The sequence below is a fragment of the Marinobacter sp. genome (genome assembly GCF_033722735.1).
GTDB lineage: Bacteria > Pseudomonadota > Gammaproteobacteria > Pseudomonadales > Oleiphilaceae > Marinobacter.
This window is the reverse complement of the sequence record NZ_JAWVYN010000041.1, coordinates 1-10,868: the sequence shown is the minus strand read 5'-3', so window position 1 is coordinate 10,868 and position 10,868 is coordinate 1. Positions and strand designations below refer to the sequence as shown.

Below are 10,868 nucleotides of genomic sequence, written 5' to 3'. Positions count from 1 at the left end.
TTGGCATAGTTCCGCTTGGTTGTTTCCGCTACCACAGACCCGGGACTGCAGGGGCATGGATTCCAGCGGCGCCCCGCCCTGGCGGGCATTGTCGAAGGCCTCGCGCTGGGCCGGGCCCAGCTGGTCCGACACCCAGTCCATCAGCGGATGATCCGGCCGGGTGTGGCCGCTGCCGGGGAGGCCGTGCTCGATGATGTTCTGGGCGAAGTCCTGTACCAGGGGCTCCAGGGTAAGCCAACTCGCTTCCCAGTAGCCTCGCTTGGCCGCCAACAGGGCCGTGGCCTGCATGTGGGTTTTAACGTGCACATTATTGTCCCGGGACAGGAACTCATCCAGCCCGATGCCGTGCCGGTCCTGGAAGTACACCTGGTTGATCTCGTCCCACACCCACGATTTCACCACCTGGGGACTGGTGATCTGCCAGCCCCAGAGGTTATCGAGGAAATCGCTGCCCATGGTGCGGGCGCCGGCGTAATCGTGGTCCATCAATGGCTGAATCCATTGGGGATTGAGATTACGGGACTGGAGTTCCACCAGCAACGCCCGCTGCAGGCTTTCCACTTTCGGTGCCTTCGGATTGGCGTACTGCAGCACCCGGTTGCTCGGGGCCTCGCCCTTGATGTGCTCAACCGCATTGGACAGGCCACCCTGGAAGTCAAAGCCATCGTCGTTATCGAGCAGTCCGTACAGGTGACTGGCCCGGCCCAGGTAGGTCCGGTCGACCCGGGACAGGATGCGGTCGAAGGCCTGGTGCTCGGCCTCCCCGCCACGAGCCATCCCGTAGGCATGTCCCATGCGGCGGCGATAGGCCGCGCCCAGCTCATCCCGGCCCTCCCAGGCGCCGGAGCGGGTGGCCAGCCGGTTAACCCCGGCACCGTAGGCGCCGGGCGCGGTACCGAACACCCTCAACGTTGCCTGCCGGCCCGCATCACCCGGTGATGCGCCCGCCGCCAGCAGGGCCTCGGTGTCCGCCACCCAGCGGGCCGCCACCTGGTTCAGTGACAGGGGGTCGTCGTCGGTGTGATCCATGCCCTCCGGCAGGTCGGAAAGCGCCTTTTCCAGCGCCGGGATCAGGCCCGGACGCTCGGCACGGATGGTCTCGGCGGATCCCGCCAGGGCCATCAGCACCGCCTGATCCAACCAGACCAGTTGATTCTCGTACAGATCCCGGAACAGTCCGGAGGTGGTGAACAGCACATCCCGCCGCAGCTGGCGGACAGTGCCGTCACCCACCGGCAACCGCTCCAGCCCCTTGACGATGCCACGGGAGTTCCACACCGGCTTGACGCCGAGCAGGTTGAGACCGAAGGCCACCATCACCCCCTCGTCCCGCACCGTATCCGAGGCCCACAGGACCAGGGCATCGCTGCCATCGTCCGGCTGGGCATCCAGGGACCGGGCTTCGGCAGCCAGTTCTTCGGCCAGCGACCAGGCTACCCGGGTGGGAATCAGGTCGCCGGACAGGGCGTGGAAGTTGCGGCCGGTGGGCAGGACGGCCGGCGTGCGCAGTGGGTCATTGCCCTGCCCCGGGCGGACGAAGCGTCCCTCCAGGGCTGCCAGAAAGCTGGCCTTCTCCGAGGCCGGTGACGCGGCCAATCGCTGTTGCCACAACAGCTTGGGCGCCTCGGCCTCGGTGGTCATGGACTCCAGCATGGTGTCCAGGGCTTCCTGGCTCCAGTCCTGGCCGAACACGTGCAGCCCCAGCGGCATGAACTGCTCCTGCACGTCGGTGACGTAGTGGCCGGCTTCGTGCACCAGCAGTTCTTCCGAGATTTCGTCCAGGGAGACCTCATCCCGGGCCAGGCCGGACTCGCTGGCGATTTCCGCCTCGATGGTCTCGGTCAGGTTGAGCTGGCGGATCTTCTGGCGCAGCAGCGCCACCGCCCGCTCCCGGGTGGGGCTGTCCGGTTCCACCGCCGCTTCCCAGGTTTCCACCAGCTGCCGGATTTCCAGCAGCTCGTCATAGAGCTCGGTCACTGCCAGGGGCGGTGTCAGATGACTGATCATGACCGCCAGCGCCCGGCGCTTGGCCTGGATGCCCTCACCCACGCCATCCACAATGTAGGGGTAGATCAGCGGGAGGTTGCCACCCAACAGTTCCGGGTAGTCGTCCGAGGTCAGACCGGCCCGCCGCCGGGGCAGGAATTCCCGGGTGGAATGACGGCCGGTGTAGACCAGGGCATCCGCCTGGAACTGCTCCCGCAGCCAGTAGTAGAAACCCACGTACTGATGAGTGGGCGGAAAGGTGGTGTTGGCGTGCAGCAGTTCCTCGTCCACTTCCCACCCCCGTGGCGGCTGGGGCCCGACGAAGATGTTGCCAAACCTCAGGCCCGGAAAGATCATCTCACCGTCCACCACCATGGATTTGCCGGGGGCCACGCCCCAGCCGGACAGGCCGGGAAAGCCGGTGGCCAGCAGAGCGTTCCGCGCGGCATCCACCTCACTTCGGCCGCCACCTTCGTTCAACCGGCGCTGCCAGCGGGTCTCGTAGTCATTCAGCAACGCCACTGCCTGCTGCCGCGCCGGATGCTGGTGATGCTCCAGCAGGTGGTGCAGATCCCGGGCGCCGCGGTCCAGCAGGCGCAGGGCGATGTCGTGTTCACCAGCGGCAAAGGCCTCTTCCAGGCGCTGGTGCAGGTAGCCGAGGGGACCGTGTTCCATTTCCGCCCGCACCACCGCCGGCAGGCCCTGGTAGTAGGCCCGGTATTCCGGTGCCGTCAGGGAAGCCACCTGGGGCGCCATCTGGCGCAGGGAGCGGGGATCGTCCGGCAGGCTCACACCGCGCTGCTGGATCAGCTCCAGCAACGCCTCCGGCGACGCCGGCAAGGGTCCGGTGTGGTAACCCTCGGCCTTGAGCCAGCGCAGCATTTCCAACAGCGACGCGGGGACGTCCAGGGCATCGGCGCCCACGTTCTGCCGACCCGGCGGATGGTTGTAATAGATCAGCGCCACCCGTTTGTCGGCGTTGTCCTTCATCTGCAGGCGGTACCAGTTCTGCAGCCGGTCAGCCAGGGCTTCCACCCGGTCCAGTACCGGCGTGGTCAGGCTAAGGCGAACACCGGTGCGCTCGTCGGTCACCGGCGGCTTGGCCACCGCCAGGGCCATCGGCTGGCTGACGCCCTGCAACTCCGGCATCGCCAGTTGGTAGTGCACGGAGTCTGACGGTACCCCGTCCACCGACAGACGCCATTGGCTCTCGGTTCGGTCGGCCAGTCGCAGGCCCTTGATCACCGGTACGTTCAATTCCGCCAGCGCGGCGTTGACGCCCGCTCGACCGTCGCCCCCGCCGACCACAAAATCCTGCAGGCTGACCAGCCCCGCCAGGGTGGCCGGACCAACGCTGTCAGGCAGTTGCTGTAACGCCTGCAGGCTGGCGCCGCCCCAACGGGCCAGGATGGCGAAGCACTGAATGCCACGGCGCTCCAGCTGGAAGCAGGTCTGATCCAGCAGGCTCCGGTCACCGGGTCGATCGCCACTGTCGAGGTCCAGCAACGCCACCACCGGTCCCGCAGCCAGGCCGAGGGAGCTGGCCTGATGGCTGCTCTGCCCATGACGATAGTAGCGTATGGCCGCCCGTGGGCTGGGAGGCGGCACCGCCAGGTCATGGCCAGCCTGCGTCAACAGCCACTGGAGCAGGTGGTCCAGATGCTCAGGTGTACGGCCCTGGTAGTAGGCCCGGCCCACCAGCCACCGAGCCTGCCGCGGATAACGCCGCTGCTGTTGCCGAAGGTGGCTGACGGCATCGATTCCGGGTGCCGGAGCGGCGACCACCTCGCCCAGGGTACTGGCGTCCATGCCGGCAAAGAGGGCCTGGCCCTGCAGTCGCGACAAACGCACCAGGCGGCGATCGCTGTTGATCGCCAGCACCGGCAGGTCCCGCTCGGCCAGCTGTCGTTCCAGCTGGGACTTGAGGCGTTCCACCTGTTCGCCAAACACCGCCGCCAGCAACAGCGCGTCGGCGGACGCCAGCAACGATGCCAGTTCCGGATCAGCCAGCCCGGCCAGTTGCTCCGGCGTGCGCAGGGTCACCCGATGGCCCGGGTGCAGGTCCAGGAATTGGTGGGCACCGGCCGCCAGCTCCGCGGCGGAGCGATCAGACACCACCCCCACGATCGTAGCGGCGTGGCCCCACGAGCACAGCATCACCAGGGCAATGGCGGTGAACAGACGGGGCATCATGCGCATCATGATCACCGCTTAGCGAAAGTCGTAGCGCACGGACAGCATGGCGGTGCGACCGGCGGCAATGTATTTGCTTCCGTCAAACCGCTCTGCCGTGCTGTATTCACGGTCGAGCACATTGGCTACGGTCAACCGGGTGGTCCAGTCCTGGGCAAAGGTCCAGCTGGTACGCAGGTCGAGGGTGGCGAAGCCCGGCAGGCGTTTGTCGTTGGCAGCGTCGTCGTAGCGATAACCATAGGCAGCCACGCTGCCACCCACCGACCAGTTGGCCAGGTCGCGGTCCACATCCAGGCGGGCAGATTTGCTGCTACGACGGCGCAGGCGGTTGTCGGTTTCCTCATCCCGGGGATCGGTGACCGCCAGCGAGGCGTTGATCCGCCAGTCGTTCAGGTCCAGGCCCGCGTTCAGCTCGGCGCCGCGGATCTGGGCATCGCTGACGTTTTGCGGCGACAGGGTCAGGGTGGGGATATCGAATTGCAGCTCGATCAGGTTCTCGATGTCCATCTGGTAGATGGCCAGATCCCAGTACCAGTTCTGGTAGCTGCCGCTGGCGCCCAGTTCGTAGGCGTCGGACTTTTCCGGTTCCAGGTCCGGGTTGCCGGTGAAGGAGGTTCCGCTGTCGAAGGTCTGGAAGGGATAGAACAGGTCGTTGAATGTGGGCGCCCGGAAGGATGATCCGTAGCTGGCCCGAATCCGGTGGTAGGAGTCCAGGGAATGCCCCAGGGCAATACCGCCGGTTTCGTTCTTGCCGTACGCCTCGTTGTCGTCCCCGCGCAGACTCAGCTGCACATCGGAGGGGCCAAAATGCAGGCGCAGCTGGGTGAACAGGGCACTGTTGGAGCGGCTGTCCTCATCAAACTCGACGGTGCTCGTCACCGCCTCGTCCTGAAGCTCAGCACCAATCACCCATTCGTGAACATCCCAGGTCAGGGTATTGTCCCAGCGGGCCGTGCGGCTCACGGTGTTGAACACCGAATCGCTGAAGCTGCCAAAGGTCTCCTGCTCGTCCCGTGCCTCGGAGAGCTGCACCGAAGAACGCCAGTAGTCGCTTACCGGCGCATCCAGGCGGAAACCGAAGGTGCGGATCAGGAAGTCGGTATTGCCGCTGTCGAACTCCGTGTTGCCACGGGATTCCAGCAACACCAGGGCCGCCTCGCCGCCGTTGTCAAACTCGTGCACCAGGCGGGCAACACCGGCGGAATTGCGATACCCCCGGTCGTCCCCGTCTTCCACCACCGGGGCGCCATCAGACTCCTTGTACAGGCCATTGAGGCTGATGCGGGTGTGCTCGCTGCTGGCCGCGGCGCCGACATTGACTCGCTGGGTATCGAAATTACCGGCGGCCGCCTCGATCCAACCGTGGTGACCAGGCGCAGGGTCGACGGTGAAGGCCTGGATCACCCCACCCACCGCATCAGCGCCATAGAGTGAGCTGCGGGGACCGCGCACGATTTCCACCCGCTCCACCAGTTCCACCGGCACAAACTGCCAGGGCGCGCCCCCACTGGTAGCAGACCGTAACCGTACCCCGTCGATCAGGAACACGGTGGAATCGCTGCCGGTACCCCGGGTGAAAACGCTGGTGTGCTTGCCAAAAGAACCATTGGTAACCACATCAATACCCGGCTGTCCCCGGAGCAGGTCCTTGAACTCGGCGGGATTCTGGGCCTGGATTTCCTCATCCTTGATCACCGTCACCGACGACAGGCTCTCGCCGATGGTGAGTGGGCCGGCGGTACCGGTCACAACAATCGTATCCAATTCGGAGATGGGAGCATCCTGCTCAGCCGCGATGGTCGGCGCAGACAACAGGACAGTGGCGGAACAACCGGTCAGGACAAGGCCCGGCAACTTCTTGATAACAGGCATAGACAACGACTCGCTAGCTTCCCGTGCGCACCCGCACGGTCATTCTTGGGGTGTTGCGGAGGTGGAGAGGGTGGGCGGAGGAAGCTTGGGCGTTGAATGATGCTGGCCGGATTCACCCACCGTCGCTGCCCACCGCAACGTCTGGTGTTCTGGGCCGCTTACACTGCAAGGCAAGAGCCCGTGCTCCAGGCCGGTCTCCGGGCTTATGAGCGAAACCTTGGGGGTTTCCGGACGGTCACCTTCCCATGCATGGGAACCTGGAGGGTTCCCAGTGGCACAGTGGCGCATCAGACCATCGTTGACTCAATCACCGTTGCGGGGGCAGCGCCGGATTATCACCGGCTTCCCGTTTCACTCCCGGGCGGCGTTACCCGGGAGCACCTGAAGTCGCGCGAAGGCTATCAATTGGTGATTAATCGGTCAATGACCTTGGCGAGGGTGTCCGACAAACGGCGCCAGTCGGACTCGTTGCCCGGCAGGCCAAACCGCAGGGCGGGCGGGCGGTCGAACCGACGCACCAGGATGCCTTCCTGGGCCAGGGCCTCGGCCAGCTGGCCGGCCTGCTGATGCCGAACGTACTGGAACAGCAAGGTACCGCCCGTGGGCCTCAGGCCGAACCTGGCCAGCAGGGTATGCAGGCGTTCACTCTCAGCCTGGAGCCGCTCAGCCATCCGGGCTCGCCAGCCCTGGTCGGCAATGGCCCGGGCCATCACGTAGCGGGCCGGCCCGCTGAGGGCCCAGGGACCGAGAACCCGGCGCAGCGTGGTCCCGATGGCCGGATCGACCAGCGCCGCCCCCGCCCGGAGCCCCGCCAGGCCGTAGAACTTGCCCAGGGATTTCAGGATCACCAAGCCGGGCCGGCCGGCCCAGGGGGCAAGACTGACATTGGCCAGCCCCTCAGCAAAGGCCTCATCCACCACCAGCCAGCCGCCCCGGGCCGCCAGTCGCTGGTACCAGGCCAGCAGCCGATCCCGATCCACCCACTGGCCGGTGGGATTGTTGGGCTGGATCCACACCAGCACGTCAAGCTCGTCCAGCCAGGTCTCTCGCTGATCCATGTCCTCCCGTGACAAGGGGCGAACCTGGTGGCCCGCCTCAGCCCAGGCATGGCGATGTTCCTGATACCCAGGATGGGGCACCCCCACCCGACCGGGCGTCCTGAGTCCCGGCAGGGCCTGGATGACCGCCTGGGAGCCCGGTAGCGGAATACACTCGGCCGCATCGGGGACGCCGGTCCAGATCCGAACCGCCTCGTCCAGACCATCGTCGGCTTCCGGCAAACGTTGCCAGATCTCCGGCGGGATGGCAGGCACGGGCCAGCCGTTCGGATTGATCCCGGTGGAGAGGTCCAGCCACCGCTCGCGGGGAATGCCCCAGCGACGTGCCGCCTGGATCAGGTTGCCGCCATGGGCGGGAAGTTGGGGCTTTACCACGGCAGCACTCCCCCGGTCACGGCAAGAACCAGCAGGACCAGTAACCAGAGCCAGACCCCACGCCGGACCAGGCCGATGGCCTGCTGAATGGTGACAGCATCCGGCGCGGGCCCCTCCCCCAGTTGCGGCCGTTGCTTGAGGCCGGCGGCGTAAGGAGCCGGCCCGCCCAGGGAGACCCCCAGAGCACCAGCGCCGGCGGCCATCACCGGGCCGGCGTTGGGACTGTCCCAGGCCGGCGCCTGGCTGCGCCAGCACCGCCAGGCCAATTGGCGGTGCCCCAGCAGGGCGTAGGTCAGTGCCGTCAATCGGGCGGGGCCCCAGTTCATGGCATCGTCCAACCGGGCCGCCACCCGGCCAAACCGCAGGTAGCGTTCATTGCGGTAGCCCCACATGGCATCCAGGGTGTTGATCAGCCGATGGGCTACCACGCCGGCAGGTCCCGCCAGCAGGAACCAGAACAGACTGGCGAACACCGCATCGGCGCCGTTCTCCAACATTGACTCGGTGGCGGCGGCCGCCACCCCAGCCTCATCCAACGCCGAGGCCTGGCGACTGACGATCCAGCCCACCCGCTCACGGGCTTCGGCCAGGTTTCCCGCCGCCAGCGGCCGGGCCACCGCCATGCCATGCTCTGCCAGCCCCCGCAGGGAGATGGCGAGCCACAGCACCAGGGCGCTGAACAGCCAGTCCAGGGGTTGCGGCAGTAGCCAGGCGATGACCAGCACGACCGACACCAGCGGGCCCACCAGTAACGTCACCGCCAAGGCCCCGCGCCAGACCGAGGTGCCCTGAGGCCGGTTCAGCCGGTGTTCAAGCCGCTCCACCACCGCACCAAAGCCCACCAGGGGATGCCAGCGGCTCGGCTCCCCCCACCAGCGATCCAGCATCACCGCGGCCAGACACACCCCGACCGACGAAACAAACCACTCCACCACGCATCCATCCTCAATCATTCGGCGCCCAGTCTACTCGACCTGGCGGCAACCTTGACACCGTTTTGAGCACATACGACCATCGACCGCTGTTGCATTCATTCAGGACCGTCAACGATGACCCTGCCCCAGAGCTGGACCACCCCACCGCCACTCCCCAATGCCCAGACCCGCGACCGCGCCCGGCAACGCCAGGGCGTTTTGACCAAGCCCCCGGGCTCCCTCGGCCGCCTGGAAGAGCTGGCCATCACCCTGGCGGCCCAGCAGGGCACCGACCGTCCCCGGGCCGACCAGGTCCACATCGCGGTGTTTGCCGGCGACCATGGCGTCTGTGCCGAGGGCATCTCGGCCTTTCCCCAGGCAGTGACCGGCCAGATGATCGCGAACTTTGCCAGTGGCGGTGCGGCAATCAGCGTGATGGCCCGTCACCTGGACGCCACCCTGGAGGTGGTCAACCTGGGGACCGTGACCCCGATACCGCCGCTCGACGGCGTCAACAATCTCCAGATCGCGCCCGGTACCGCCAACCTCGCCAGGGAAGACGCCATGACCGGGGAACAGGTCGCCCGGGCACTGACGGCGGGCGACGACGCCGCCGAACGTGCGGCAGCCGGCGGTGCCCAGGTCTTTGTCGGCGGCGACATGGGCATCGGCAACACCACCAGCGCCGCCGCCATGGCCTGCGCCCTGCTGGGGGCTGCGCCCTCCGAGTTGGCCGGCCCCGGGACTGGCCTGGATGCCGGCGGCGTGAGCCACAAAGTCGCCATCATTGAACGCGCCCTGGCCCGCCACGGCAGCCACCGGGACCCGCTGTCCGTGCTGTCCTCGCTGGGCGGCCTGGAAATCGCCGCCCTCAGCGGGGCCATCCTGGGCTGTGCGGCCCGGCGCATCCCGGTGCTGGTGGACGGTTTTATCGTGTCCGTCGCCGCCCTGGTGGCGGTCCGCCAACAGCCCGCCACCCGGGCCTGGCTGCATTTCTCCCACCGTTCCGGCGAGCCCGGCCATGGCCAGGTGCTGACCGCCCTGGAGGCGGAACCCCTGCTGGATTTGGGCATGCGCCTGGGGGAAGGCAGTGGTGCCGCGGTGGCCCTGCCGTTATTGCGCTCGGCCTGCGCCCTCCACAATGGCATGGCGAGCTTTGCCGATGCCGGCGTCAGTAATAAAGAGGATCACCATGGCTAATCGATCCACCACCGTCATCGACCTGATCCGTCACGGCGAACCCCGGGGTGGCCCCAAATTCCGCGGCAGCCAGGACGATCCACTGAGCGAGCTCGGCTGGCAGCAAATGCGATCGGCAATTGCCGACGACGACCACTGGGATGCCATCGTCACTTCCCCACTGTTACGCTGCATCGAGTTTGCCAGCGAGCTGGCGGAGCAGCGCAACCTGCCCCTGCATGTCGAGGACCGGTTGCGGGAGGTCAACTTCGGTGAATGGGAAGGCAAGACCACCGCGGAGGTGATCGAAGCGGAGGGGAGCCGGCTGTCCCGGTTCTGGGAAGACCCGGTGGCGAACACGCCGCCCGGGGGCGAGACCATTGTGGATTTCCATCAGCGGGTTCAGGCCGGCTGGCAACACTGGACCGAACAGCTGACCGGCCAGCGTGTGCTGGTGGTCTGCCACGGTGGTGTGATCCGGATGATCCTGGCCGAGGTGATGGGGGTGCCGCTGCAGAAGTCCTTTGCCGGCGTGGCGGTGCCGTATGCCTGTCGGAGCCGGATCCAGGTAGACTGCTCTGACTTTGGAACACTGAGTTGTTTGTATAAACACGGTTAACACAAGGACCTATACAGTGAGCTACGACCAAGACAACATCTTCGCCAAGATCCTCCGGGGCGAGCTGCCCTGCATCAAGCTGTACGAGGACGAACACACCCTGTCGTTCATGGACATCATGCCGCAGGCCGACGGCCACGCGTTGATCATCTCCAAGGAGCCGGCCGAGACCCTGCATGACCTGTCACCGGAAGGGGCGGCAGCGTGCATCCACACCACCCAGAAAATCGCCAAGGCCGTCGAGGCTGCACTGGATGTGCCGGGAAGCCTGGTGATGCAGCTCAACGGCAAGGGCGCGGGCCAGACCGTTCCTCACGTCCACTTTCACGTGGTTCCAACGTCCATTGCCCAACTGCGGGCCACACCACACGCGACCACGCCTGAGAAGCCGGAGCGGCTGGAGGAGTTTGCGCGGAAGATTAGGGAGTATCTGTAGGCTTAGCTTTTAACGAACTTTCGCTAGCCTGATCATTGGCTGAAAGGTGGGCTGGGGCAAGGCCTACGCCCCTTGTCCCAGTTGTCTTTCTCCTTGTCCTGGAGCGCCTCCACATCCTGGATCGTACCGAGATAAGGAATAATCCCCGCATAGGCGCCGATGGGTTGTAACTCCTCACCGATGCGGGTGCGTTTCTTCGGCGATTCCGGCAGGGGGCCGATGGCCGTTGCCCGGAA

8 protein-coding genes and 1 riboswitch are annotated in these 10,868 nt (G+C 66.2%); of the genes, 3 read left to right on the top strand and 5 right to left on the bottom strand.

Annotated features, from left to right (window positions below):
• The 4 genes from R3175_RS17520 to cbiB all read right to left on the bottom strand — a co-directional run.
• Positions 1-4,188, bottom strand: a 4,188-nt coding sequence (locus R3175_RS17520; RefSeq protein ID WP_318945636.1) for a cobaltochelatase subunit CobN, incomplete at its 3' end; no start/stop codon positions are given.
• Between the two features lie 9 nt (positions 4,189-4,197).
• The gene (locus R3175_RS17515) at positions 4,198-6,051 is read right to left on the bottom strand and encodes a TonB-dependent receptor domain-containing protein (RefSeq protein ID WP_318945635.1); all 1,854 of its coding nucleotides are present in this window, start codon (positions 6,049-6,051) and stop codon (positions 4,198-4,200) included.
• Positions 6,052-6,221: 170 nt separating this feature from the next.
• A riboswitch (cobalamin riboswitch) is annotated at positions 6,222-6,451 on the bottom strand.
• A 1-nt stretch (position 6,452) separates the two neighbouring features.
• The gene (cobD, locus tag R3175_RS17510) at positions 6,453-7,484 is read right to left on the bottom strand and encodes a threonine-phosphate decarboxylase CobD (protein WP_318945634.1); all 1,032 of its coding nucleotides are present in this window, start codon (positions 7,482-7,484) and stop codon (positions 6,453-6,455) included.
• Complete coding sequence (gene cbiB, locus R3175_RS17505) at positions 7,478-8,437, bottom strand: adenosylcobinamide-phosphate synthase CbiB (RefSeq protein WP_318945633.1); 960 nt, start codon at positions 8,435-8,437, stop codon at positions 7,478-7,480. The genes cobD and cbiB overlap by 7 nt, the downstream gene beginning before the upstream one ends.
• Positions 8,438-8,533: 96 nt before the next feature.
• On the opposite strand from cbiB, the gene cobT reads away from it, so the two are divergent.
• From cobT to R3175_RS17490, 3 genes are read left to right on the top strand one after another with little or no spacing between them, the layout of a single operon-like run.
• Entirely contained in the window at positions 8,534-9,598 is a 1,065-nt protein-coding gene (gene cobT, locus R3175_RS17500; RefSeq protein WP_318945632.1) for a nicotinate-nucleotide--dimethylbenzimidazole phosphoribosyltransferase, read from the top strand.
• A complete protein-coding gene (locus tag R3175_RS17495) occupies positions 9,591-10,196 on the top strand; it encodes an alpha-ribazole phosphatase family protein (RefSeq protein ID WP_318945631.1) in 606 nt (201 codons plus the stop codon). Before cobT ends, R3175_RS17495 begins: the two co-directional genes overlap by 8 nt.
• A gap of 16 nt (positions 10,197-10,212) precedes the next feature.
• Positions 10,213-10,632, top strand: a complete 420-nt coding sequence (locus R3175_RS17490) for an HIT family protein (protein WP_318945630.1) — start codon at positions 10,213-10,215, stop codon at positions 10,630-10,632.
• 32 nt (positions 10,633-10,664) lie between these two features.
• On the opposite strand, the gene R3175_RS17485 is transcribed toward R3175_RS17490, so the two are convergent.
• Positions 10,665-10,868, bottom strand: a 204-nt coding sequence (locus tag R3175_RS17485) for a hypothetical protein (protein ID WP_318945629.1), incomplete at its 5' end; no start/stop codon positions are given.